The organism is Pseudomonas sp. MWU12-3088, from assembly GCF_023242405.1.
Lineage (GTDB): Bacteria > Pseudomonadota > Gammaproteobacteria > Pseudomonadales > Pseudomonadaceae > Aquipseudomonas > Aquipseudomonas kribbensis.
Genome location: NZ_JALJEA010000003.1, coordinates 297,438 through 321,426 on the forward strand (window position 1 = coordinate 297,438; position 23,989 = coordinate 321,426).

22 protein-coding genes are annotated in these 23,989 nt (G+C 60.9%); 19 read left to right on the forward strand and 3 right to left on the reverse strand.

The window, feature by feature from the left end; genetic code table 11:
* Positions 1-10 precede the first annotated feature (10 nt).
* Together M5B98_RS10105 and ybaK are read right to left on the reverse strand one after the other, a co-directional pair.
* Positions 11-793, reverse strand: coding sequence for a PhzF family phenazine biosynthesis protein (locus tag M5B98_RS10105; RefSeq protein WP_248742617.1), 783 nt, complete (start codon positions 791-793; stop codon positions 11-13).
* A gap of 89 nt (positions 794-882) precedes the next feature.
* Complete coding sequence (gene ybaK, locus M5B98_RS10110) at positions 883-1,353, reverse strand: Cys-tRNA(Pro) deacylase (protein ID WP_248742618.1); 471 nt, start codon at positions 1,351-1,353, stop codon at positions 883-885.
* 361 nt (positions 1,354-1,714) lie between these two features.
* On the opposite strand from ybaK, the gene M5B98_RS10115 reads away from it, so the two are divergent.
* The 4 genes from M5B98_RS10115 (at position 1,715) to glpD (ending at position 6,735) form a co-directional block, all read left to right on the forward strand.
* On the forward strand, positions 1,715-2,566 hold the full coding sequence (locus tag M5B98_RS10115; RefSeq protein ID WP_114885224.1) for an MIP/aquaporin family protein: 852 nt from the start codon (positions 1,715-1,717) through the stop codon (positions 2,564-2,566).
* A gap of 78 nt (positions 2,567-2,644) precedes the next feature.
* The gene (gene glpK, locus M5B98_RS10120) at positions 2,645-4,147 is read left to right on the forward strand and encodes a glycerol kinase GlpK (RefSeq protein ID WP_085709488.1); all 1,503 of its coding nucleotides are present in this window, start codon (positions 2,645-2,647) and stop codon (positions 4,145-4,147) included.
* A gap of 95 nt (positions 4,148-4,242) precedes the next feature.
* On the forward strand, positions 4,243-4,998 hold the full coding sequence (locus M5B98_RS10125; RefSeq protein WP_085709487.1) for a DeoR family transcriptional regulator: 756 nt from the start codon (positions 4,243-4,245) through the stop codon (positions 4,996-4,998).
* Positions 4,999-5,196: 198 nt separating this feature from the next.
* A complete protein-coding gene (gene glpD / locus M5B98_RS10130) occupies positions 5,197-6,735 on the forward strand; it encodes a glycerol-3-phosphate dehydrogenase (RefSeq protein WP_248742619.1) in 1,539 nt (512 codons plus the stop codon).
* A gap of 56 nt (positions 6,736-6,791) precedes the next feature.
* Here the strand turns inward: glpD and M5B98_RS10135 are convergent, their stop codons facing one another.
* Positions 6,792-7,679 (reverse strand): LysR family transcriptional regulator, encoded by an 888-nt coding sequence (locus M5B98_RS10135; protein ID WP_248742756.1) that lies wholly within the window; start codon positions 7,677-7,679, stop codon positions 6,792-6,794.
* Positions 7,680-7,785: 106 nt separating this feature from the next.
* Here M5B98_RS10135 and M5B98_RS10140 point away from each other — a divergent pair, with 106 nt between their 5' ends.
* From M5B98_RS10140 to M5B98_RS10210, 15 genes are all read left to right on the forward strand, one after another.
* Positions 7,786-9,153: an MFS transporter gene (locus tag M5B98_RS10140; RefSeq protein ID WP_248742620.1), complete on the forward strand. Its 1,368-nt coding sequence runs from the start codon at positions 7,786-7,788 to the stop codon at positions 9,151-9,153.
* Positions 9,134-9,550: a DUF4440 domain-containing protein gene (locus M5B98_RS10145; RefSeq protein WP_114885232.1), complete on the forward strand. Its 417-nt coding sequence runs from the start codon at positions 9,134-9,136 to the stop codon at positions 9,548-9,550. Before M5B98_RS10140 ends, M5B98_RS10145 begins: the two co-directional genes overlap by 20 nt.
* Entirely contained in the window at positions 9,547-10,479 is a 933-nt protein-coding gene (locus M5B98_RS10150; RefSeq protein ID WP_248742621.1) for a PDR/VanB family oxidoreductase, read from the forward strand. Before M5B98_RS10145 ends, M5B98_RS10150 begins: the two co-directional genes overlap by 4 nt.
* A 13-nt stretch (positions 10,480-10,492) precedes the next feature.
* Positions 10,493-11,794 carry an aromatic ring-hydroxylating dioxygenase subunit alpha gene (locus M5B98_RS10155; protein ID WP_248742622.1) on the forward strand — a complete coding sequence of 434 codons (1,302 nt, stop codon included), beginning with the start codon at positions 10,493-10,495 and terminating at the stop codon, positions 11,792-11,794.
* A complete protein-coding gene (locus tag M5B98_RS10160; protein ID WP_085709481.1) occupies positions 11,775-12,257 on the forward strand; it encodes an aromatic-ring-hydroxylating dioxygenase subunit beta in 483 nt (160 codons plus the stop codon). The genes M5B98_RS10155 and M5B98_RS10160 overlap by 20 nt, the downstream gene beginning before the upstream one ends.
* Before the next feature lie 28 nt (positions 12,258-12,285).
* Positions 12,286-13,986 (forward strand): NAD(P)/FAD-dependent oxidoreductase, encoded by a 1,701-nt coding sequence (locus M5B98_RS10165; RefSeq protein WP_248742623.1) that lies wholly within the window; start codon positions 12,286-12,288, stop codon positions 13,984-13,986.
* Between the two features lie 31 nt (positions 13,987-14,017).
* Entirely contained in the window at positions 14,018-15,355 is a 1,338-nt protein-coding gene (locus M5B98_RS10170) for an amidase family protein (protein WP_248742624.1), read from the forward strand.
* A gap of 69 nt (positions 15,356-15,424) precedes the next feature.
* The gene (gene mtr / locus M5B98_RS10175) at positions 15,425-16,693 is read left to right on the forward strand and encodes a tryptophan permease (protein ID WP_248742625.1); all 1,269 of its coding nucleotides are present in this window, start codon (positions 15,425-15,427) and stop codon (positions 16,691-16,693) included.
* Between the two features lie 264 nt (positions 16,694-16,957).
* Positions 16,958-17,884 carry a glutamate/aspartate ABC transporter substrate-binding protein gene (locus tag M5B98_RS10180; protein WP_085709739.1) on the forward strand — a complete coding sequence of 309 codons (927 nt, stop codon included), beginning with the start codon at positions 16,958-16,960 and terminating at the stop codon, positions 17,882-17,884.
* A 192-nt stretch (positions 17,885-18,076) separates the two neighbouring features.
* Complete coding sequence (locus tag M5B98_RS10185; protein ID WP_085709477.1) at positions 18,077-18,823, forward strand: amino acid ABC transporter permease; 747 nt, start codon at positions 18,077-18,079, stop codon at positions 18,821-18,823.
* A complete protein-coding gene (locus tag M5B98_RS10190) occupies positions 18,823-19,494 on the forward strand; it encodes an amino acid ABC transporter permease (protein ID WP_248742757.1) in 672 nt (223 codons plus the stop codon). The genes M5B98_RS10185 and M5B98_RS10190 overlap by 1 nt, the downstream gene beginning before the upstream one ends.
* Positions 19,491-20,225, forward strand: a complete 735-nt coding sequence (locus M5B98_RS10195; RefSeq protein WP_085709475.1) for an amino acid ABC transporter ATP-binding protein — start codon at positions 19,491-19,493, stop codon at positions 20,223-20,225. The genes M5B98_RS10190 and M5B98_RS10195 overlap by 4 nt, the downstream gene beginning before the upstream one ends.
* Before the next feature lie 65 nt (positions 20,226-20,290).
* Entirely contained in the window at positions 20,291-22,204 is a 1,914-nt protein-coding gene (locus M5B98_RS10200; RefSeq protein WP_248739258.1) for a sensor histidine kinase, read from the forward strand.
* Entirely contained in the window at positions 22,201-23,529 is a 1,329-nt protein-coding gene (locus tag M5B98_RS10205; RefSeq protein WP_263859893.1) for a sigma-54-dependent transcriptional regulator, read from the forward strand. The genes M5B98_RS10200 and M5B98_RS10205 overlap by 4 nt, the downstream gene beginning before the upstream one ends.
* A 20-nt stretch (positions 23,530-23,549) precedes the next feature.
* Positions 23,550-23,879, forward strand: coding sequence for a GlpM family protein (locus tag M5B98_RS10210; protein WP_167443801.1), 330 nt, complete (start codon positions 23,550-23,552; stop codon positions 23,877-23,879).
* Positions 23,880-23,989 lie beyond the last annotated feature (110 nt).

The following is a 23,989-nucleotide window of genomic DNA, read 5'->3' on the forward strand; positions in this document are numbered from 1 at the left end:
TCTTTTTGCCTTAACCCAGCATCAGGGTGCCGCTCGCAACGAGCGTCGCATTCCCGCCAATCTTCACCCGCTCGCCTTCCAGCCGACAGAACAACTCCCCGCCTCGCGCCGAACGTTGGCAAGCGGTCAGGCTCGACTTGCCCAGACGTTTTGACCAGTACGGAATCAGGCTGCAATGGGTCGACCCCGTGACCGGGTCTTCATTGATGCCGATGGCCGGAGCGAAATAGCGCGAGACAAAATCATGCTGATTGCCCCGGGCCGTGACGATGGCGCCGAGCCAAGGAAGCTTGGCCAGGGCGACCATGTCCGGCGTGCAATCGAACACCGCCTGCTCCGATTCCAGCACCACGAACAGCTCGTTGGAACTCAGAACATCCACTGCCTGGACATTCAGCGCACGCTCGATCTCCACGGTGACGCCTTTCTCCACCGCTTCGATGGCCGGGAAATCCAGCCACAACCGGCCACCCTCGCGGCTGACACTCAACGGCCCGGACTTGCAGATGAAGTCCAGACGCTCGGCGCTTTCCTTATAGATCTCGAACAGCACATAGGCACTGGCCAGCGTCGCGTGACCGCACAACGGCACTTCGGTGGTCGGCGTGAACCAGCGGATATGCCAGGCCTGGCCTTCGCGCACCAGAAATGCGGTTTCCGCCAGGTTGTGCTCGGCGGCAATTTTCTGCATCAAATCGTCCGCGAGCCAGGCGTCGAGCCGATAAACCATCGCCGGATTGCCACTGAAAGGCCGATCACTGAATGCGTCGACCTGATGAAACTCGAGCTGCATAACCTTCTCCCTGTGTCAGTCGAAAGAGCATGCCGCCACAGCTCGTCCATCGCCAGTGACAGAACCGGTCAATTTTTCTCATACAGAACTCAGGCGCGACCAATGTCGGCGAACTTCGCCTGGGTGTGCTCGGCGAGGACGGTGGGCGCCAGTTCGACTTCCAGGCCACGTCGACCGGCGCTGACATAAATGGTCGCAAAAGCCTGGGCGGAATTATCGATAAAGGTGCGCAGGCGTTTTTTCTGCCCCAACGGACTGATGCCGCCCAACAGGTAACCGGTGGAACGTTGCGCGGCGGCCGGGTCGGCCATTTCCACTTTCTTCACTCCGGCAGCGTGGGCCAGCCCTTTGAGGTCGAGACTTCCGACGACCGGCACCACCGCCACCAGCAATTCGCCTTTTTCACTGGCCGCCAGCAGCGTCTTGAACACCTGCGCCGGCTCCAGCCCCAGTTTTTCCGCGGCCTCCAGCCCATAAGACGCAGCCTTTGGGTCATGTTCGTAACTGTGCACGCGATGTTCGGCACGAACTTTTTTCAACAAGTCCAACGCAGGGGTCATGGCAGCTCCGGGCTCGGCAGTGGCAAAAAATCCTGCGCCGGATTCTAGGCCATCGCCACGTAAAAGGCTCTACTGCGCGCCACGTTTCCCGGGGCTTGCAGACCGATAACAAGATCGTCTGTGCGGTGACCCGCAGGATCATTCACATGACTGATAGTTTATTTGTGACTGACGGTTCACTTTCGACCTTTGACAGCTTTGTTTCTTGTCTATATTTTTTCGAATCTGAATAATGTAAGAATTATCGTCACCGCAGCACCCAGCAGTAAACCGGGAACAGGATGGGGATCCTGCCCCGGCGAAAATCGCGCCTTGCCCTGTCGGCAAACGCGCCAGACAACAACAAAAACCGAGGTTTTCAATGACAACTGCGTTACAGCAACCATCGCTCTCGAGCCAGTGCCTGGCCGAGTTTCTGGGTACTGCACTGCTGATCTTTTTCGGTACGGGCTGCGTCGCCGCGCTCAAGGTCGCGGGCGCGAGTTTCGGTCTGTGGGAAATCAGCATCATCTGGGGCGTCGGCGTGAGCATGGCGATCTACCTCACCGCCGGAGTTTCCGGTGCGCACCTGAACCCTGCCGTCAGTATCGCCCTGAGCATTTTCGCCGACTTCGAAAAGCGCAAACTGCCGTTCTACATTCTTTCCCAGATTGCCGGCGCCTTCTGCGGCGCTCTGTTGGTTTACACGCTGTACAGCAACCTGTTCTTCGATTTCGAACAGGCTCACCACATGGTTCGTGGCTCGGCCGCCAGCCTGGAGCTGGCCTCGGTGTTCTCCACCTTCCCGAACCCTGCGCTGTCGACTGCCCAGGCGTTCCTGGTCGAGGTAATCATCACGGCGATCCTGATGGGCGTGATCATGTCCCTGACCGACGACAACAACGGCCTGCCGAAAGGCCCGCTGGCGCCGCTGCTGATCGGCCTGCTGATTGCCGTGATCGGCAGTTCGATGGGCCCGCTGACCGGTTTCGCGATGAACCCGGCCCGTGACTTCGGTCCGAAACTGATGACTTTCTTCGCAGGCTGGGGTGAAATTTCCTTCACCGGCGCCCGTGAAATCCCGTACTTCCTGATTCCGATTTTTGCACCGATTGTCGGTGCCTGCCTCGGCGCTGCCGGGTATCGCGGGCTGATTGCCCGTCACCTGACCGGCGCCACACCTGCTACAAAGGACGCAGAACCGGCCATTGACGGCAAACCAAGAACTTCTTGAAACAGTCGGCGCGGGCTCCTGCCCGTTTCGAGCCCGCGCCACGGCCCACTCACCCTTATTTCGTCCAAGGCAATCGACATGACCGACATTCAGAATAAGAACTACATCATTGCCCTCGATCAGGGTACGACCAGCTCCCGCGCGATCATTTTCGACCGCGATGCGAACGTGGTCTGCACCGCGCAGCGCGAATTCGCCCAGCATTACCCGCAAGCCGGCTGGGTCGAACACGACCCGATGGAAATTTTCGCCACCCAGAGCGCAGTGATGGTCGAGGCGCTGGCCCAGGCTGGTCTGCATCACGACCAGGTCGCCGCCATCGGCATCACCAACCAGCGTGAAACCACCGTGGTCTGGGACAAGACCACCGGCCGCCCGGTCTACAACGCGATCGTCTGGCAATGCCGCCGCAGCACCGAGATCTGCCAGCAGCTCAAGCGCGACGGTCATGAAGACTACATCCGCGAGAACACCGGCCTGGTCACCGACCCGTACTTCTCCGGCACCAAACTGAAGTGGATTCTCGACAACGTCGAAGGCAGCCGCGAACGTGCGCGCAATGGCGAACTGCTGTTCGGCACCGTCGACAGCTGGCTGATCTGGAAATTCACCGGCGGCAAGGTGCACGTCACCGACTACACCAACGCCTCGCGCACCATGCTCTTCAACATCCACTCGCTGGAGTGGGATTCGAAGATGCTGGAGATCCTCGACATCCCGCGCGAGATGCTGCCGGAAGTCAAAGCCTCCTCGGAAATCTACGGTCGCACCAAGAGCGGCATCGCCATCGGCGGTATCGCCGGTGACCAGCAGGCTGCACTGTTCGGCCAGATGTGCGTGGAGCCGGGCCAGGCGAAAAACACCTATGGCACCGGCTGCTTCCTGCTGATGAACACCGGCGACAAGGCGGTGAAATCCCAGCACGGCATGCTCACCACCATCGCCTGCGGCCCGCGCGGCGAAGTGGCCTACGCACTGGAAGGCGCTGTGTTCAACGGCGGTTCGACCGTGCAATGGCTGCGCGATGAACTGAAAATCATCAACGACGCCCACGACACCGAATACTTCGCCAATAAAGTGAAGGACAGCAACGGCGTGTACCTGGTACCGGCATTCACCGGTCTCGGCGCTCCGTACTGGGACCCGTATGCCCGTGGCGCGCTGTTCGGCCTGACTCGCGGTGTGCGTGTGGATCACATCATCCGCGCGGCGCTGGAATCGATCGCCTACCAGACCCGCGACGTACTCGACGCCATGCAACAGGACTCCGGCGAACGCCTGAAAGCCCTGCGCGTGGACGGCGGTGCGGTGGCGAACAACTTCCTGATGCAGTTCCAGGCCGACATCCTCGGCACTCAGGTCGAGCGTCCGCAAATGCGCGAAACCACGGCACTGGGTGCCGCTTACCTGGCCGGTCTGGCGTGCGGTTTCTGGGGCAGCCTGGAAGAACTGCGCGGCAAGGCAGTGATCGAACGCGAGTTCGAACCGAGCCTGGACGAAGCGGCAAAAGAGAAGCTGTATAAAGGCTGGAAAAAAGCCGTCAGCCGTACCCGTGACTGGGAACGTGAGGACGCTGAATAAGCCAGTCTGAGGACTGGTAACGGCATGTAACTGGTCGGGAGCGGATTCCTGCGGCATCATGGGCAAATTTTGCACGGCAGCCCAAAGGAAGCCCCATGAATCTGCCTCCCCGTCAGCAGCAAATCCTCGAGCTGGTCCGCGAACGCGGCTATGTGAGCATCGAGGAAATGGCCACGCTGTTCGTTGTTACCCCGCAAACCATCCGCCGCGATATCAATCAACTGGCGGAAGCCAATCTGCTGCGTCGCTACCATGGCGGCGCTGCCTATGATTCCAGCGTCGAAAACACCGCCTATGCGATGCGCGCCGATCAGATGCGCGATGAAAAGCAACGCATCGGTGAAGCCATCGCCGCACAGATCCCCGATCACGCCTCGTTGTTCATCAACATCGGCACCACCACCGAATCCATCGCCCGCGCCCTGCTCAACCACAGCCACCTGAAAATCATCACCAACAACCTGCACGTCGCCTCGATGCTCAGTGCCAAGGATGATTTCGATGTGCTGCTCACCGGCGGCAATGTCCGACGCGACGGTGGCGTTGTGGGCCAGGCGAGCGTGGACTTCATCAATCAGTTCAAGGTCGACTTTGCGCTGGTGGGTATCAGCGGCATCGACGAAGACGGCAGCCTGCTCGATTTCGATTACCAGGAAGTGCGGGTGTCCCAGGCGATCATCGCCAATGCCCGGCAGGTGATCCTGGCGGCGGACTCCAGCAAATTCGGCCGTAACGCGATGATCCGCCTCGGTCCGATCAGCCTGATCGATTGCCTGGTCACCGATCAGCAGCCGGTGCCGGCCCTGGCGCAACTGCTGAGCCAGAACAAGATTCGTCTGGAAGTCGTTTAACCCTCCTCAAGCATAAGGCGCCTTCATGGGCGCCTTATGCGCATCTGATGTTCGAATATTTTCTTTTAGCCGCCCTTCGATGAGTTTTTTCAATCGAAGTCGACTGGCTGCGCGCGTCTTTATGGGCTACCATTTTCGCAAATGAACATTCATGTTCGATTTCCAAGACAGAAAATCAAAAGAGCCCGAGGCCAGCCGATGTCCACCTCTACCTTGCGTACGCCCCCTATCTCCGAGATCTACGATATCGCCGTCATCGGCGGCGGGATCAATGGCGTGGGGATCGCAGCGGATGCTGCCGGTCGCGGTCTCTCGGTGTTCCTTTGCGAAAAGGACGACCTGGCCAGCCACACCTCGTCGGCCAGCAGCAAGCTGATCCACGGTGGTCTGCGCTACCTCGAACATTATGAATTCCGTCTGGTGCGCGAAGCCCTGGCCGAACGCGAAGTGCTGCTGGCCAAGGCCCCGCACATCGTCAAGCCGATGCGTTTCGTGTTGCCGCACCGCCCGCACCTGCGTCCGGCGTGGATGATCCGTGCCGGCCTGTTCCTGTATGACAACCTCGGCAAGCGCGAAAAGCTCGCCGGTTCGAAAAGCCTGAAGTTCGGCGCCGACAGCGCACTGAAAAGCGAAATCACCAAAGGCTTCGAATACTCCGACTGCTGGGTCGATGACGCCCGCCTCGTCGTATTGAACGCCATGGCCGCCCGTGAAAAAGGCGCCCATGTGCACACCCAGACCCGTTGCGTCAGCGCCCGCCGCGCCAAAGGCCTGTGGCACCTGAACCTGGAACGCGCCGATGGCAGCCTGTTCTCGATCACCGCCAAGGCTCTGGTGAACGCCGCCGGCCCGTGGGTCGCCAAGTTCATCCGTGACGACCTGAAGATGGAGTCGCCGTATGGCATCCGCCTGATCCAGGGCAGCCACATCATCGTGCCGAAACTGTACGAAGGCGATCACGCGCACATCCTGCAAAACGAAGATCAGCGCATCGTTTTCACCATTCCGTACCTGAACAACCTGACGCTGATCGGCACCACCGACCGCGAGTACACCGGCGACCCGGCCAAAGTGGCGATCACCGACGGCGAAACCGATTACCTGCTCAAAGTGGTCAACGCCCACTTCAAGAAGCAGATCAGCCGTGACGACATCCTGCACACCTACTCGGGCGTCCGTCCGCTGTGCAACGACGAATCCGACAATCCTTCGGCCGTGACCCGCGACTACACCCTGGCGTTGTCCGGCAGCACCGAAGAGGCACCGCTGCTGTCGGTGTTCGGCGGCAAGCTGACCACCTACCGCAAACTCGCCGAGTCGGCGATGGCGCAACTGATGCCGTTCTTCACCCAGATGCGTCCGAGCTGGACCGCCAGCGCCACGCTGCCGGGCGGCGAAGACATGACCACGCCGCAGGCCTTGAGCGCGCTGATCCGCGACAAATTCGACTTCGTGCCAAGCGAAATCGCCCGCCGCTGGGCCACCACCTACGGCAGCCGCACCTGGCGCATGCTCGAAGGCGTGGACAGCCTGGCCGACATGGGCGAACACATCGGCGGCGGTCTCTACACCCGTGAAGTCGACTACCTGTGCGCCGAAGAGTGGGCGACCACCGCTCACGACATCCTGTGGCGCCGCAGCAAGCTGGGCCTGTTCACCACCCCGGCCGAACAGGAAAAACTGGCGACCTACCTGAACCAGGTCGAGCAGAACCGCAGCAAGATCGAAGCGGCCTGATCTTCAAGCCGCGTTGACGAAAGCCCCTGAATCTCGCGATTCAGGGGCTTTTTGCGTTACTGCGCCAGGTGCAGCAGGAGGAAATCGATAAACGCCCGCGACTTGTGCGGCAGATGCGCGGTATTGGGAAATACGACGTTGATCGACTGAGAAGGCAACGTATACGCCGGCAACAGGCGAACCAGCCGTCCGCTGGCAATATCGTCCTCGACCACCCAGCCCGGCAGCACCGAGACACCGAGCGACGACAAGGTCATCGAGCGAATCGCCGTGGAGGAATTGGATTCGAAATGGCTGGTGCCATTGACCTCCACCGTCCCTCCCCGATCATCGCGCAGTACCCATTGCGTGGGCGCCTGCAAATTGCTGTTGGCAATCCATGGCACACCGTTAAGGTCTTGCGGCTGTGCCACCGGGTGACGCTTGACAAACGCCGGAGTCGCCACCAGCACGATTTGATAATCCGCCAGCTTGCGGCTCTTGAAGGCGGAATCCGCCAGATTGCCCAGACGCACCACCAAATCCAGTTTTTCCGCCACCAGATCATTCAGCGATGAATTGAAGTTGTAGCACAGGCGAATTTCCGGATAACGCTCGCTGAACAATGGAATCAACGGAAGAATGAACTTCTCGCCGTATTCACTGGTTGAACTAATTCGTAACTTTCCAGAAACCCGGTTATTACCCTTCAGTACATTATCAAAGGCATTATCGATGTCCGCGACAATCCCCTTGAACTCTTCATAAAAGTCCTGACCGATTTCAGTCAGCGATATATTCCGGGTATTGCGGATCAGCAATGTCGCCGAAAGAACTTCTTCCAGCGCCTTGACATGCAGGCTGGCCATGGCTTTGCTGATACTCAGGTAGTTCGCGGCCTTGGTGTAAGAGCCGAAGTCGACCACGGCGAGAAATGTCTGAACCCGATTCAGATGAGAATGCATGGCGGTAGCGTTCACTGTTTAATCCTTTCAAACATTGTTTCAAGGATAGTCGTATCGACACTCCGAGTCCATCGCCCCTATGCTTTGCGACAAAGAGGAAACAACAATGAACTATCGCTACAAGATCGCGCTGATCTTTCTGATCGGCTTTTTTATTGACTGCATAAACATATTCATGTCCGCCGTGGCATTACCCAGCATATCGGCGACATTGCAAGTAAGCAGTTCTTCGGTGGCCTGGGTGGCGAATGCCTACATCCTCGGCCTGACCCTGATCATTCCTGTCAGCACCTGGCTCGCCGGGCGTTTCGGCAGCCGCGAGATTCTCACCGCATCGATGCTGGTATTCACCGGTTCCGTGTGGATGTGCGGCCTGGCCGACAGTTTCCATGAGCTGGTGATCTGGCGCTTCGTCCAGGGCATCGGTGGCGGGTTGTTGATTCCGGTGGGTCAGGCGTTGACCTTCAACCTGTTCCAGGGCGAGCAACGGGCGAAAATCTCCACGCTGGTGATGGCCGTGGCCCTGATCGCCCCGGCCATTTCGCCGACCGTCGGCGGCATCATCGTCGACAGCAGTTCGTGGCGCTGGGTGTTCTACAGCAACATTCCGTTTTCGCTGATCGCTGCCGGATTATCCTGGTTCTGGATCCGCGAAAGCCGACCGACCAGCCTGGCGCGCCCGGACATCCTCGGCCTGCTGCTGGTCAGTGCCGCGCTGGGCAGCCTGCTGATGGGCATGTCGCTGTACGGCGGCGACTATCCTGCCATCGAGGCCATTGCCTGTGTCGCAGCGGGCCTGATGTTCGTGGCGCTGTACCTGCTGCATTACCGTCGCAAGCGCGACGCGATCATTGACCTGAGCCTGCTCAAGAGCAAAAAGCTCAGCACCTCGATCTTCATCTATTACGCGATTCCCGGCGTGTTCACCGGGGTCAACCTGATGAGCATCTTCTTTCTGCAGAACACCCTGCACTTCAGCGCCCGCCTCACCGGCATGTTCATGATCCTCTACGCCACCGGCGCATTCATCGCGATGCTCACCTGCGGCCGGGTCTACAACCGAATCGGCGCCCGGCGCCTGTTCACCCTCGGCATGCTGATCCACAGCGCCGGCATCGCCACCCTGATGCTGGTGGATGCGCCAACCGATATCGGGGTGATCGTGATCGCCTACAGCCTGATGGGCATCGGCGGCGGAATCGGCGCCAACACCGCGCAAACCACCTCGCTGATGGACTTCAAGGGCAGCGAAACCCACAAGGCCAGTGTGATCTGGAACATCAACCGGCAGATGTCGTTCAGCGTCGGCGCGGCTTTGTTCCTGATGATCTACAACCTGCTGCTCAAACAGTTCGACTCGACCCCGGCCTATCACGCCACGTTCGCGATTGCTGCACTGGTCGGACTGTTCCCGCTGTTTCAAATGAGCCAACTGAACCCTCCAAAGGAATGCCATGAACAACAACCCGGTTGAACTAGCCCGCCACAGCATCCACCACGTGCATGAACTGATTCATCGTGTCTTCACCAATGCCGACGGCGCCGGCGAAGCCGCCATCGCGCCACTGATGGATGTCTTCAGCGAAGACTTCAGCATGGTCACCACCTCGGCCGCCGTGGTCGGGCGGGCCCAGGTCGAGCAACTGTTCAAAGGTGCGGTCGGTGCCCGTCCGGGCCTTGAAATCGACATCAGCGACCTGCACACGATCTGGCACGAAGGCCCGACCGTCGCCCTGCGCTACAAGGAAACCCATCGCCAGAACCAGCGCGAGACTTCGCGCATTTCCGTGGCGATCCTGCGTGTGCATCAGCACAGCACCCGCTGGCTGTACCTGCACGAAACGCCGCTGGCCCAGGAAAACCCGGCATGAATTACACCGTTACCCATTGCCGGATGCTGTCGGCATCGATCAAGGAAATCACCGTGAGCGGCGTCCCCGCCGCCCCGCAATCGGCCCATGCCGGTGCGCACTTCAAATGGCTGATAGCGCCCTCGGGTGAATGGCGTCATTACTCCACCGTGGAGCTGGGCGACAGCGCCGAAGGTCACTTCACCTTCGCCATTCGCCTCAGTGACGACTCCCCCAGCAGCCAGTACCTGCGCTCGCTGGCGGCCGGCGACCAGGTGCAGCTCGAAGGCCCGTTCAACACCTTCAACTACCCGCTCGACGAGCAGAGCGGTCGCGACATCGCGATTGCCGGCGGTATCGGCATCACTCCGCTGACCGGCATCCTGCGGCATCTGACAGCGCTGGAGCGTTCGGCGCACCTGCATTACTTCGCCCGCAGCGTCGACGATGCAGCCTACGCCGAAGAGCTGCGTTCACTGCTGCAAGACCGCATGAGCCTACACCTGCCCGGCCAGCGCCCGGCGATTCACCAGGTACTCGCTGACCTGTGCGCCGAAGACCGGCTCTACGTCTGCGGCCCGGCGGCGATGCTCAGCGACATCCTGAGCCACGCCGAATCCTCCGGGCTGCCCCGCGATCGCATTCATCTGGAGGTGTTCAATGTCGCCCGGGATGAAGGCGCCCGGGGTTTCACGGTCGAGGCGGCAGATTCCGCTGTGAGCATCGAGGTCGGTCCCGACCAGACCTTGCTCGAAGCCCTGGAAGCCGCGGGTCTGGACCCGATCTCTGACTGCCGTCGCGGCGAGTGCGGCGTCTGCGCGCTGGACGTGCTGGAAGGCGACGTCGAGCACCGGGATTTCATCATGAGCGAACAAGAAGCGGCCTGCAGCGCACGGATCTATCCCTGCGTTTCCCGAGCGAAAAGCCCACGCCTGAAGCTGGCGATCTGAAGAGGACACCCCGTTGGACAACTATTTCAATGGCAGAGAAGTGCACAAGTCTCTGTTCCTTGATCAACAACTGTTCGAACAGGAACAGCAACGCGTCTTTGCCGCAAGCTGGTGCTACCTGGGCCACGACAGCCTGATCCCCGAAACCGGCGATTACTTCACCACCACCCTCGCCGCCCAGCCGCTGGCCATGGTGCGCCAGAAGAACGGCGACATCGTGGTGCTGCACAACCGCTGCCCGCACAAGGGCGTGAAGGTGCTGGCCGAAGCGCGTGGCAACGTGGGCCGCTTCATGCGTTGCCCCTATCACGCCTGGACGTTCAAGACCGACGGCGAGCTGCTGAGCATCCCGGTGAAAAAGGAATACGACGACTGCGACCTGAGCAGTTGCTCGGCCCACAAGGGCATGCAGCCGGTCGCGGCGGTACGCAACTATCGCGGCTTCGTGTTCGTGCGCCTGAGTGAGACCGGCATGGGGTTCGACGAATTTTTCGGCGAGTCGCTGTCAACCCTGGACAACATGGTCATGCGCTCCCCGCAAGGCAAGCTGCGCGTGGTCGGTCAGCCGCTGCTGCACAAGCATCGCTGCAACTGGAAGATGGTCGTCGACAACCAGACCGATACCTGCCACCCGATGATCGCCCACGAATCCTCGGCCGGCGAAGCCATTCGCCTGTGGAAGGAAACCGGTGACCAGAGCCAGCCTGCGCCGATGGCCGTGGAACTGTTCTCGCCGTTCATGGCCTCGTATGAATTCTTCGCCGGCATGGGCATCCGCGTCTGGCCCAACGGCCACGGACACACCGGGGTCAGCAACTCGATCCACAAGGCCTACACGGGCATTCCCGGCTACTGGGAGTTGATGGTGGAAAGCTACGGCGAGGACCAGGCCCGGGCCATTCTCGACGACACCCGGCACAACACCGTGTATTTCCCCAACCTGATGGTCAAGGGCCCGATCCAGACGCTGCGGGTGATCCGCCCGGTGAGTGCGCAGGAAACCATCGTCGAGTCGTGGATCTTCGAACTGCAGGGCGCCCCGGTGCAGTTGCTGGAACGCACCGTGCAATACAACAACCTGATCAACTCGCCATGCTCGATGGTCGCCCATGACGACGTGGAGATGTACGAGCGCGCCATGGAGGGCCTGCACAGCGACGCCAACGAATGGGTCAACGTTGCCCGCCTGTTCGAACCGGGCGAGACCTACGACCAGACCCGCGTGGTGTCCGGCACCAGTGAACTGGCGATGCGCAACTTCTACGACAACTGGCAAAACCTGATGCGGGACGACCATGCACCACGATCAAACTGAACGGGCGATCGAGCGTTTGCTCGAGACCGAAATGCACCTGCTCGATCAACAGGACTTCGACGCCTGGCAACAATTGCTGAGTGATGACTACACCTACTGGATTCCGATGACTCGCGAACAGCGCAGCCCGCTGCACGAATCCTCGCTGGTGTATGAAGACCGCTTCCTGACCACCCTGCGCATCAACCGCCTGGCCAATGCCCGCAACTTTTCCCAACAGCCGAAAAGCCGTTGCCTGCACATTGCCCAGCGCCCCCGGATCACGATTGAAGAGCCGTCCTGCAGCGCCGTCGCCAGCAGCAATCTGCTGTATTGCGAGGCCCGTGGCGAGCGCGAATGGCATTACCCCGCCACCGTCGAACATCGCCTGATCAATCTCGACGGCGAGTGGAAAATCCAGGGCAAGAAGATCCTGTTGCTCAACCCCGACCGCGCCCTCGAAAGCCTGCAGCTCATCATCTGACCGACCGAGAATTACCCCTGTGAACTCCATGAACCATCCTGCCAGCCAGGATACCGCGTGCCTGTCTTTCCCCTATGTCGACCTGCTCTACGATTACGGTCAGTTCCTGCGCAACGCCGACCAGGCCATCGGAAACCTGCCGGCACACACGGCAGAAAAACACATCGGCATCGTCGGCGCCGGCCTGACCGGGCTGGTGGCGGCCTATGAACTGCTGCGTGCCGGTGCCCGTCGCGTGACCCTGTTCGAGGCCGAAGAAAGCCACATCGGCGGTCGCCTGTTGACTCAATGCTTCGATGAAGAACAACCGCAGTTCATCGCGGAAATGGGCGCCATGCGCTTTCCACCGAGCGAGGTCGGGCTGTTCCATTACCTCAACAAGTTCGGCATCCAGACCACCGAAGCCTTTCCCGATCCGGGGGTGGTCGATACCGAACTGCATTATCGTGGCGAGGCCCATCACTGGGCCGCGATGCAACCGCCGCCGGCGCTGTTCAGCACCGTGCATCAGGGCTGGAATGCGTTTCTGCGCGAAGGCGCGGTACTCGACGACGGCACCAGCCTTGCCCCGCCGCTACTGCTGACCGAACTGCTCAAGCAGCACAATTACTGCGAAGTGCAGCCGGAATGGCAACGCTATCTGGACTGCTTCGGTGACAGCTCTTTCTATTCGGCGATGGTACGTATCTTCACCAGCAAGAACCCGCCGGGCGGCAAGGTCTGGCGCAAACCGGAAGACTTCCACCTGTTCGGCTCGCTGGGCATCGGTTCCGGTGGTTTCCAGTCGGTCTATCGCGCCTCGTTCACCGAGATTCTGCGGCTGGTGGTCAACGCGCTGGAAGTCAATCAGCGGCTGGTGCCGAACGGCATCTCCTCGCTGGCAGAGCTGATCGCCGACACCCGGTTCAACGGCATGCAACTGCGCGACATGATCTGCCGTACTCGCATCGAATCGATCAACAAGGGCCCCGACGGACAGATCCTGCTGGCCGGCAGCAACGGTGAAACCTACGCCTGCGACCGGGTGATCACCACCACCACGACCCGCGCCTTGCAGGTCAATCTCAAGCTCACCCAGAACCAGGCGTTCGTGAATCGCGACGTGGCCCGGGCCATCAACGAAACCCACATGGTCGGGTCCTCCAAGCTGTTCATCCTGACCAGGGACAAGTTCTGGCTCAAACACGGCCTGGCGCAGAACATCCAGACCGACACCCTGGTCAAGGGCGTGTACTGCCTGGACTACGCGCCACAGGACCCGGACTCCTGGGGCGTGGTGCTGATCAGTTACACCTGGGAAGACGACTCGCACAAGATGGTTTCGATGACCGACAAAGTGCAGCGCTGCCTGCGCCTGGTGGACGAGCTGGCGATAAGCGCGCCGGAATTCGCCCGCCACCTGGTCCCGCTCAACGGCGACTACCAGCGCTACGTGCTCGAATACGACTGGCTGACCGACAAGCATGCCCTCGGCGCCTTCAAACTGAATTTCCCCGGCGACGACATCTATTCCGAGCGCCTGTTCTATCAGTTCCGCACCGCTCTCGATCCGCGTCAGGACACCGGTCTTTACCTGGCGGGCTGCGGCGCTTCGTTCACCGGCGGCTGGGCCGAAGGTTCGATCCAGACGGCCCTGAACGCCGCCTGCTCGGTCATCAGCAGCCTGGGTGGCGACCTGATCGACGGCAATCCACTCGACGGGCTGGTTCCGCAGTATCGCTACTGCTGATTGCGTCCCTTTCTTTTCGCCGAGACTTTCCATGTACAGACAGTTTTCCATCGAACAGCTCGTCAACGGATTTCGCCGTGGCGAGCTCTGCCTCGACACCTGGCAGCAAGCCCTGCGCGAGCGCCATGAGCGGGCGCAGCATCTGCACAGTTTCATCACGTTCGACCCCGCGACGTTCGCCTACACGCCGGACGCGGATCGCCAGGCGCCGCTGTACGGGCTGCCGGTGTCCTTCAAGGACAACATCAATGTCAGCGGGATGCCGACCACTGCCGGCACCCCCGGCCTGGCCGATTACCGGCCACAGCACGATGCCAGTATCGTGGCGCGCTTCAAGCAACTGGGCGCGCGGGTGGTGGGCAAGAACAACATGCACGAACTGTCGTTCGGCGTGACGTCGGCCAACCACACCTACGGCGCGGTCATCAACCCGGCCAACGAGCTGCATGGCGCCGGTGGCAGCAGCGGTGGCTGTGCCGCCGCTGTCGCCGCCGGGCTGGTGCCCTGCGCGGCAGGCACCGATACCGGCGGCTCGGTGCGCATCCCGGCGGCGTTCTGCGGCGTCGTCGGCCTGCGCCCGACAACCGGCGAATACCCGGCCGACGGCATCGTCCCGGTCTCGCAGACCAAGGACACACCAGGCCTGCTGACGCGCACGGTGGAAGACTGCCGGTTCGTCCACGGCCACCTGACCGGCCGGCGCCTGCCGGCACTGCCCGAAGATCGTGCGCTGCGCATCGGAATTCCCGAACGCTTCCTCTGGGCCGATCTGGACAACAACGTCAGCCGCGACTGCCGCGCCGCCATCGACGCACTCGCCAGCGCCGGCATGGAAATCGTTGCGATCGACGATACGGTGATCGGCGAGATCAACGAGTGCATCCAGTTCCCGCTGCCGATTTACGAATTCTTCATCGACTTTCCACGGTTCCTGATGAAGGAAGGGCGCGGCGGAGAATTCCTCGACATCCTGGCGCGGATCGGCGATCCCGGGATCAAGAAAATCCTCACTGCACAGCTGGAAAGCCCGGCGATTTCCTATACCGACTATGTGCAGGCGTTGATGGGCAAGGTCCGGCTGGAGCAGGAGTACCGGCAACTGTTCAGCCACCACCAGCTGGATCTGATGGCCTACCCGACGGTCAGTTGCAGTGCACCGTTGCTGGCTGATTGTGCGGATGAAAGCCATTTCGAGCGGTTCGTGCGCAACACCGATCCGGCCAGCAACCTGGCAGCGCCGAGCATGACCGTGCCGGTGGCGGCCAAGGGTTCGCTGCCGGTGGGCCTGTCGTTCGATGCATTGCCCGGGCAGGACGGATTTCTGTTGCAGGCCGTGAGCCGGTTGTCCCCCCTGCTGAACATCCGATGAGTACGGCTCGCCCCGACAAGGGGCGAGCCGGATCGAACCTTCCATAACAATATCAATGCAGGCCCAGCCATGCGTGCCACGTCACTTGTTTCATCCCCTTCCCCCGCCGCACTCGAACGCTCGCCCTCGGTCCTGGGCGGCGCCATGATCATCGGCGGAACCATCGTCGGCGCCGGAATGTTTTCCCTGCCGGTGGTCATGTCCGGGCTATGGTTTTACGGGTCGGTCGCCGTGTTGATGTTTGCCTGGTTCTGCACCTTGCATTCGGGCCTGATGATTCTCGAGGCCAACCTCAACTACCACGAAGGCGCGAGTTTCTCGACCATCACCCGTGATCTGCTGGGTCGTACCTGGAACCGGATCAACGGTCTGAGCATCGTCTTCGTGCTCTACACCCTGACCTACGCCTACATTTCCGCCAGCGGTTCAGTGATCCATCACACCCTGCAGTCCATGGGTGTCTCGCTTTCACCGCGTGCCGGCGGGCTGGGTTTCACCGTGCTGGTGGCGTTCATCGTCTGGCTCAGCACCTCGGCGGTGAGCCGGATGACCACCGTGGTGTTCGGCGCGAAGATCCTGGCATTCTTTCTGACCTTTGGCGGCCTGCTCGGCCATGTACAACCGGCCACGCTGTTCGACCTGAACAACGGCACCACCAGCTACTGGCCCTATCTGCTGGTAACCCTGCCCTTCTGCCTGACTTCGTTCGGGTTCCACGGCAACGTGCCGAGCCTGATGAAGCATTTCGGCAAGGACCCAAAGCGAATCCGTGCCTGCCTGCTGGGCGGCACGCTGATCGCACTGGGCCTGTATCTGGTGTGGATGCTGTGCAGCATGGGCAACATTGAGCGCGAAGCCTTCAAGGGCATCGCCCAGCGTGGCGGCAACATCGACGTGCTGATCAGCGCTCTGGGCTCACGCCTGGACAGCGCCAATGTCGACCTGCTGCTGACTTTCTTCTCCAACTTCGCCGTGGCCTGCTCGTTTCTCGGCGTGACCCTGGGCCTGTTCGACTATCTGGCCGACGTGCTCGGTTTCGACGATCGGCCCACGGGCCGTCTGCGAACCGCTGCCGCGACATTCCTGCCACCGATGCTCTGCGGGTTTCTCTGGCCGGAAGGCTTCATTCACGCCATCGGTTTCGCCGGGCTGGCCGCCACGCTCTGGGCCGTCATCACCCCGGCACTGCTGGCCCGGGCCTCGCGCAAACGCTTTGGCAGCCCGCTCTATAGGGTCTGGGGCGGGACGCCAATGATCGCTCTGGTGCTGTTTTTCGGCGTGATCTGCGCGGTCGCGCACCTGCTGTTCACCCTGGACCTGCTGCCCGTCTGGCGCTGAATTGCCGGCATTCGGTTTTCCGAACGCGACCTGTCGGTCGGTTCGGATAACCGGATCAGAAACGCTGAAAAACACCATCACAAAACTTTAATCACCAGCAAAATCAACCAGTTAACTTGTTGCAACTGGTCTGGCACGACTCATGCTCTACACTCCTTCGACGAATGCCTGTTGCGCCAGCACAACAGGAGCCGTCAGGCATTCGAAGCACAAAAGGGCCCGCTCAACCGGCTCCATAAAAAAAACAATGTCGAGGAAAATTTGATGCGCATCGTTCCCCATATCCTGGGCGCAGCCATTGCTGCCGCTCTGATCAGCACACCAGTTTTCGCTGCCGAACTCACCGGCACCCTTAAGAAGATCAACGACTCGGGCACCATCACCCTCGGGCATCGTGACAGCTCCATTCCCTTCTCCTACATCGCCGATGCTTCGGGCAAACCTGTGGGCTACTCCCACGACATTCAGGTCGCTATCGTCGAAGCCCTGAAAAAAGACCTGAACAAGCCTGACCTGAACGCCAAGTACAACCTGGTCACCTCGCAAACCCGTATCCCGCTGGTGCAGAACGGCACCGTGGACATCGAGTGCGGCTCCACCACCAACAACGCCGAACGCGCCCAGCAAGTCGACTTCACCGTCAACATCTTCGAAATCGGCACCCGTCTGCTGGTCAAGAAAGACAAGGAAGGCAAGCCGTCCTACGCTGACTTTGCCGACCTGAAAGGCAAGAACGTCGTGACCACCGCCGGCACCACCTCCGAGCGCATCATCAAGGCGATGAACGCTGACAAGCAGATGGGCATGAACGTCATCTCCGCCAAGGACCACGGCGAATCCTTCCAGATGCTGGAAAGCGGCCGCGCCGTCGCCTTCATGATGGACGACGCCCTGCTGGCCGGCGAAGAAGCCAAGGCCAAGAAGCCGGACGACTGGGTCATCACCGGTACTCCACAGTCCTTCGAAGCCTACGCGTGCATGGTTCGTAAAGACGATCCGGCCTTCAAGAAGGCTGTAGACGACGCCATCGTCGCGCTCTACAAGTCCGGCGAGATCAACAAGATCTACAGCAAGTGGTTCGAGAGTCCGATCCCGCCGAAGGGTCTGAACCTGAACTTCCCGATGAGCGAAAAGGTTAAAGAGCTGATCGCCAATCCGAGCGACAAGCCTGCGCCAGACGTAAAAATCTGACACTGATCTAACCTTGTCACCTGAGGGAGCCAACCCTCCCTCGGGCGACAGTTAATACCTGCTGGTTTCAACTGGAACACTCGACCTGGTGGTTTTCGAGCCGATCGCGTGTGCCTGACGTTCAACGTCAGACGGGAAAGGATCTTCCCCAGGCGGGCACTTGTACATCGATCGAATCGAGGGGAGACCCTAATGAATTACAACTGGGACTGGGGCGTGTTCTTCAAGTCCACCGGCGTGGGCAGCGAGACCTATCTCGACTGGTTCATCTCCGGCCTGGGCTGGACCATCGCCATCGCCGTCGTGGCCTGGATCATCGCCCTGTTGCTGGGCTCGCTGCTGGGCATCATGCGCACCGTGCCGAACCGCATCGTGGCGGGCATCGCGACCTGCTACGTCGAACTGTTCCGCAACGTGCCGCTGCTGGTTCAGCTGTTCATCTGGTACTTCCTGGTACCCGACATGCTGCCGCAGAACCTGCAGGACTGGTACAAACAGGATCTGAACCCGACCACCTCGGCCTACCTGAGCGTTGTCGTGTGCCTGGGCCTGTTCACCGCCGCCCGGGTCTGCGAACAGGTTCGCACCGGTATCCAGGCGCTGCCGCGTGGCCAGGAATCCGCCGCCCGCGCCATGGGTTTCAAGCTGCCGCAGATTTACTGGAACGTGCTGCTGCCCCAGGCCTACCGGATCATCATTCCGCCGCTCACCTCGGAATTTTTGAACGTGTTCAAGAACTCCTCCGTGGCCTCGCTGATCGGTCTGATGGAACTGCTGGCACAAACCAAACAGACCGCCGAGTTCTCGGCCAACCTGTTTGAAGCCTTCACCCTGGCGACCCTGATCTATTTCACCCTGAACATGAGCCTGATGCTGCTGATGCGCATGGTCGAGAAGAAAGTCTCCGTGCCCGGCCTGATCTCCGTGGGGGGTAAATGATGGAATTCGATTTCAGTGGCATCGTCCCGGCCATTCCCGGCCTGTGGAACGGCATGCTGATGACCCTCAAGCTGATGGCGCTGGGCGTGGTCGGCGGGATCATCCTCGGTACCATTCTTGCGTTGTGCCGTCTGTCCCACAACAAACTGCTGTCGAACCTCGCCGGCGCCTACGTCAACTATTTCCGTTCGATCCCGCTGCTGCTGGTGATCACCTGGTTCTACCTGGCGGTGCCGTTCGTGCTGCGCTGGATCACCGGCGAAGACACCCCGATCGGCGCGTTCACCTCGTGCATCGTGGCCTTCATGATGTTCGAAGCGGCGTACTTCTGCGAAATCGTCCGGGCCGGCGTGCAGTCGATTCCCAAGGGCCAGATGGGTGCCGCTCAGGCACTGGGCATGACCTACGGCCAGATGATGCGCCTGATCATCCTGCCCCAGGCGTTCCGCAAGATGACCCCGCTGCTGCTGCAGCAGAGCATCATCCTGTTCCAGGACACCTCGCTGGTCTACACCGTGGGCCTGGTGGACTTCCTCAACTCCGCCCGCTCCAGCGGCGACATCATCGGACGCTCCAACGAGTTCCTGATCTTCGCCGGTGTCGTCTACTTCATCATCAGCTTTGCCGCCTCGCAGCTGGTCAAGCGTCTGCAAAAAAGGTTCGCCGTATGATCTCTATCAAGAACATCAACAAGTGGTATGGGGACTTCCAGGTGCTGACCGATTGCAGCACCGAGGTCAAAAAGGGTGAAGTGATCGTGGTCTGCGGTCCGTCCGGTTCGGGCAAGTCGACCCTGATCAAGTGCGTCAACGCGCTGGAGCCGTTCCAGAAAGGCGACATCGTGGTCGACGGCACGTCGATTGCCGACCCGAAGACCAACCTGCCGAAACTGCGCTCGCGCGTCGGCATGGTGTTCCAGCATTTCGAACTGTTCCCGCACCTGACCATCACCGAAAACCTGACCATCGCGCAGATCAAGGTACTGGGCCGCAGCAAGGAAGAGGCGACCAAGAAAGGCCTGCAACTGCTTGATCGCGTCGGTCTGTCGGCTCACGCCCACAAGCACCCGGGCCAACTCTCCGGCGGTCAGCAACAGCGTGTGGCGATTGCCCGTGCGCTGGCGATGGACCCGATCGTCATGCTGTTCGACGAACCGACCTCGGCGCTGGACCCGGAAATGGTCAACGAAGTGCTCGACGTGATGGTGCAACTGGCCCACGAAGGCATGACCATGATGTGCGTGACCCACGAAATGGGCTTCGCCCGCAAAGTGGCCGACCGCGTGATCTTCATGGATGCCGGCAAGATCATCGAAGACTGCAAGAAGGAAGAGTTCTTCGGCGACATCAGCCAGCGCTCCGAACGCGCGCAGCATTTCCTCGAGAAAATCCTGCAGCACTAAAAAACTGCCGGACTCCCCGACAGCAACTGTCGGGGAATCCGGGTGGTTGACCCAAGGCATCTGTGATGAAATGCGACCCCAATCTCTATCGCGCAACCACGCCATCACTTGCCGTGAAACCCCGTCTGATCCGCCATTTGTTCCTGCCGCCGCTGATCATCATCCTGATGGTCGGACTGGGTTACGCCGGCTTCTGGATCAGTGAACGCTTCGGCATTCGCAGCCTCAGCGAAAACGGCCAGCGCCAGCTCGAACTGAACGCCCGCGCCGTCGAAAGCGAAATCAGCAAATACACCTACCTGCCCAGCCTGCTGGAACTCGAATCGAGCGTTTCGCAGTTGCTTGGCGACCCGACCCCGGAACACCGGCAAACGGTCAACGATTACCTGGAAGGCCTGAACCGGCGCAGCCGCAGTCGGGCCATCTATGTCATGGACACCACCGGCCGGGTGATGGCCACCAGCAACTGGCGCGATGTCGACAGTTACCTCGGCGAAGACCTGTCCTTCCGCGCCTACTTCCAGAAAGCCGTGCGTGGCGAACCCGGACGTTTCTACGGGATCGGCAGCACCAATGGCGAACCCGGCTACTACCTGGCCCACGGCCTGGAAGAACACGGCAAGATCATCGGCGTCGCGGTGGTCAAAGTGCGCATGGAAGCCATGGAAGAGCGCTGGCAACGGGCGCGCCTGGAAGCCTTCGTCAGTGACGAGAACGGCATCATCATTCTCTCCAGCGACCCGGCCCGACGTCTGAAATCCGTGGTGCCGCTGAGCGACGAGACCAAGGAAAAACTCGCCCGCAGCCTGCAGTACTACTGGTTTCCGCTCAACGAACTGCAACCGCTGGCCCGGGAAACCCTGGCCGAAGGCGTGGAGAAACTTACCTTCCCGGCCAACAGCGAAGTCCTGCCGCAACAGGACCGCGACGAAGAGAACATCAGCTACCTGGCACAGACCCGACCATTGAGCGACACCCCGTGGAATTTCACCCTGCTCACGCCGTTGCAGGACCTGCGCCGCGAAGCGATCAATCAGGGAATCCTGGTGGCGGTCGCTTTTGCGCTGGTGGCGTTCCTGCTGATTGCCTGGAACGAGCGCCGCAAGGTCATCGCCACCCGCCTCGCCGCCCGGGAAGCCCTGCAGGAAGCCAACAATCAGCTGGAGCGTCGGATTACCGAACGCACCGCCGACCTGCGCGCGAGCAACGAGCGGCTCAAGAGTCAGATCCGCGAACGCCGTCAGGCCGAAGAAACCCTGCGCCGGGCCCAGGACGAACTGGTGCAGGCCGGCAAACTTGCGGCCATCGGCCAGATGTCCACCAGCATCGCCCACGAACTGAACCAGCCACTGGCAGCGATGCGTACTCTGTCGGGCAATACCGTGCGCTTCTTGGAGCGCGGCCAGCTCGACGTCGCCAGCACCAACCTCAAGACCATCAACGACCTGATCGACCGTATGGGCCGGATCACCGCCAGCCTGCGCTCGTTCGCCCGGCGCGGTGACGACAAGGGCCGCGCCAGCCTCGGCAAAGCGGTGGACGCGGCGCTGCAAGTGCTCGGAGCCCGTGTCGAAAAAGCCGCGTTGCAAGTGCATCGCCAGTTTATTGATGAACAAGTGCAGATCGACCAGACGCGACTGGAACAGATTCTGGTCAACCTGATCGGCAACGCCCTCGACGCCATGCAGGCCCAACCGCTGCCGGAACTGTGGCTGGAAGGCGAAGAGTTCGACGGCAAATATCGCCTGCGGGTGCGCGACAACGGTCACGGTATCGACGCCGAAGCGCGCAAGCATCTGTTCGAACCGTTCTTCACTACCAAACCCGGCGAACAGGGCCTGGGCCTCGGCCTGACCCTTTCCGCCAGCCTGGCCGCCGCCACCGGTGGGCATCTGGGTGTCGAGCACCCGGCCGGCGGTGGTACCACCTTCGTCCTCAGTTTACCGTTGGTAAGCCCTACTCCTGCCGAGCCAATATGAACAACGACCTTAGTGTGCTGATCGTCGAAGACGATCCCCATGTGCTGCTCGGCTGCCAGCAGGCACTGACCCTGGAAGACATCCCCTGCATCGGCGTCGGCAGTGCCGAAGAAGCGCTGGAGCGGGTCGGCGACAATTTCGCCGGCATCGTCATCAGTGACATTCGCCTGCCCGGCATCGACGGTCTGGAACTGCTGACCCGCCTCAAGCAGCGTGATCGCAGCCTGCCGGTGGTGCTGATCACCGGTCATGGCGACATCTCCATGGCGGTCGGCGCGATGCAGAAAGGCGCCTACGACTTCATGGAAAAACCGTTCTCCCCCGAACGGCTGGTGGATGTGGCCCGGCGTGCGCTGGAGCAACGCAGCCTTGCTCGTGAGGTCTCGTCCCTGCGCCGGCAACTGGCCGAGCGCGATTCCCTTGAAGGACGAATCATCGGTCGCTCGCCGGCCATGCAGAACCTGCGCGAACTGATCGCCAACGTCGCCGATACCTCGGCCAACGTGTTGATCGAAGGCGAAACCGGGACCGGCAAGGAACTGGTCGCCCGTTGCCTGCATGACTTCAGCCGCCGCCACACCAAACAGTTCGTCGCGCTGAACTGCGGCGGCCTGCCGGAAAACCTGTTCGAAAGCGAGATCTTCGGCCACGAGGCCAACGCCTTCACCGGCGCCGGCAAGCGGCGGATCGGCAAGATCGAACACGCCGACGGCGGCACGCTGTTTCTCGATGAAGTGGAAAGCATGCCGCTGTCGTTGCAGATCAAACTGCTGCGGGTGTTGCAGGAGCGCACCCTCGAACGCCTCGGTTCGAACCAGAGCGTGGCGGTGGATTGCCGGGTGATCGCGGCGACCAAGTCCGACCTCGACGAATCGAGCAAGGCCGGCGAATTTCGCAGCGACTTGTACTACCGCCTCAACGTGGTGACCCTTGAGCTACCGCCCCTGCGCGAGCGCCGCGAAGACATCCTGCAACTGTTCGAACACTTCACTCAGCAATCGGCCCTGCGCTTCGACCGCGCGCTGCCGGAGCTGGACAACCAGACCCTGTCCAGCCTGATGAGCCACGACTGGCCGGGCAACGTGCGCGAATTGCGCAACGTTGCCGAACGCTTCGCCCTCGGTTTGCCGGCGTTCAAGAAGTCCGGCGCCGGCAGCGGCGGCCAGGGCCTGGCGTTCGCCGAAGCGGTGGAAGCCTTCGAACGCAACCTGCTCAGCGATGCCCTGCAGCGCAGCGGCGGCAATCTGACCCAGGCCAGCCTGGAGCTGGGGATGGCCAAGACCACGCTGTTCGACAAAGTGAAAAAATACGGCCTGAGCCATTAAGCGAGAACGACGTGGATCTGATTTTCAAAGCCTTTCTGGGTGCGGCGGTGGTGGTGATCCTCGCCATGCTGGCCAAGACCAAAAACTACTACATCGCCGGTCTGGTGCCGTTGTTTCCGACTTTCGCCCTGATCGCCCACTACATCGTCGGCAAGGGTCGCTCGGTCGATGACCTGAAGACCACCATCGTGTTCGGCATGTGGTCGATCATTCCCTACTTCGTTTATCTGGCGACGCTGTACGTGATGGTCGACCGGATGCGTCTCGAAGCTTCGCTGGCCGTGGCGGCTGTCGCGTGGCTGATGGCGGCGACGGTGCTGGTCAGCGTCTGGGTACGCCTGCACGCCTGAGCTGCCGTGCGGGAGAGGGGCTGGCCCGTCCCTTGCATTTACCCCCGAAAGCCCGCCCGGCCGGCGCTCATGTTCGATGAGGCCGGTGTCTGGGAGGGTCTGCCAAGGGT

What these genes read in the sequence shown, in the direction of transcription:
- M5B98_RS10105 (WP_248742617.1), bottom strand. Translation starts at nt 793, where the DNA reads ATGCAGCTCGAGTTTCATCAGGTCGACGCATTCAGTGATCGGCCTTTC.
- ybaK (WP_248742618.1), bottom strand. Translation starts at nt 1,353, where the DNA reads ATGACCCCTGCGTTGGACTTGTTGAAAAAAGTTCGTGCCGAACATCGC.
- M5B98_RS10115 (WP_114885224.1), top strand. Translation starts at nt 1,715, where the DNA reads ATGACAACTGCGTTACAGCAACCATCGCTCTCGAGCCAGTGCCTGGCC.
- glpK (WP_085709488.1), top strand. Translation starts at nt 2,645, where the DNA reads ATGACCGACATTCAGAATAAGAACTACATCATTGCCCTCGATCAGGGT.
- M5B98_RS10125 (WP_085709487.1), top strand. Translation starts at nt 4,243, where the DNA reads ATGAATCTGCCTCCCCGTCAGCAGCAAATCCTCGAGCTGGTCCGCGAA.
- glpD (WP_248742619.1), top strand. Translation starts at nt 5,197, where the DNA reads ATGTCCACCTCTACCTTGCGTACGCCCCCTATCTCCGAGATCTACGAT.
- M5B98_RS10135 (WP_248742756.1), bottom strand. Translation starts at nt 7,679, where the DNA reads ATGCATTCTCATCTGAATCGGGTTCAGACATTTCTCGCCGTGGTCGAC.
- M5B98_RS10140 (WP_248742620.1), top strand. Translation starts at nt 7,786, where the DNA reads ATGAACTATCGCTACAAGATCGCGCTGATCTTTCTGATCGGCTTTTTT.
- M5B98_RS10145 (WP_114885232.1), top strand. Translation starts at nt 9,134, where the DNA reads ATGAACAACAACCCGGTTGAACTAGCCCGCCACAGCATCCACCACGTG.
- M5B98_RS10150 (WP_248742621.1), top strand. Translation starts at nt 9,547, where the DNA reads ATGAATTACACCGTTACCCATTGCCGGATGCTGTCGGCATCGATCAAG.
- M5B98_RS10160 (WP_085709481.1), top strand. Translation starts at nt 11,775, where the DNA reads ATGCACCACGATCAAACTGAACGGGCGATCGAGCGTTTGCTCGAGACC.
- M5B98_RS10165 (WP_248742623.1), top strand. Translation starts at nt 12,286, where the DNA reads ATGAACCATCCTGCCAGCCAGGATACCGCGTGCCTGTCTTTCCCCTAT.
- M5B98_RS10170 (WP_248742624.1), top strand. Translation starts at nt 14,018, where the DNA reads ATGTACAGACAGTTTTCCATCGAACAGCTCGTCAACGGATTTCGCCGT.
- mtr (WP_248742625.1), top strand. Translation starts at nt 15,425, where the DNA reads ATGCGTGCCACGTCACTTGTTTCATCCCCTTCCCCCGCCGCACTCGAA.
- M5B98_RS10180 (WP_085709739.1), top strand. Translation starts at nt 16,958, where the DNA reads ATGCGCATCGTTCCCCATATCCTGGGCGCAGCCATTGCTGCCGCTCTG.
- M5B98_RS10185 (WP_085709477.1), top strand. Translation starts at nt 18,077, where the DNA reads ATGAATTACAACTGGGACTGGGGCGTGTTCTTCAAGTCCACCGGCGTG.
- M5B98_RS10190 (WP_248742757.1), top strand. Translation starts at nt 18,823, where the DNA reads ATGGAATTCGATTTCAGTGGCATCGTCCCGGCCATTCCCGGCCTGTGG.
- M5B98_RS10195 (WP_085709475.1), top strand. Translation starts at nt 19,491, where the DNA reads ATGATCTCTATCAAGAACATCAACAAGTGGTATGGGGACTTCCAGGTG.
- M5B98_RS10200 (WP_248739258.1), top strand. Translation starts at nt 20,291, where the DNA reads ATGAAATGCGACCCCAATCTCTATCGCGCAACCACGCCATCACTTGCC.
- M5B98_RS10205 (WP_263859893.1), top strand. Translation starts at nt 22,201, where the DNA reads ATGAACAACGACCTTAGTGTGCTGATCGTCGAAGACGATCCCCATGTG.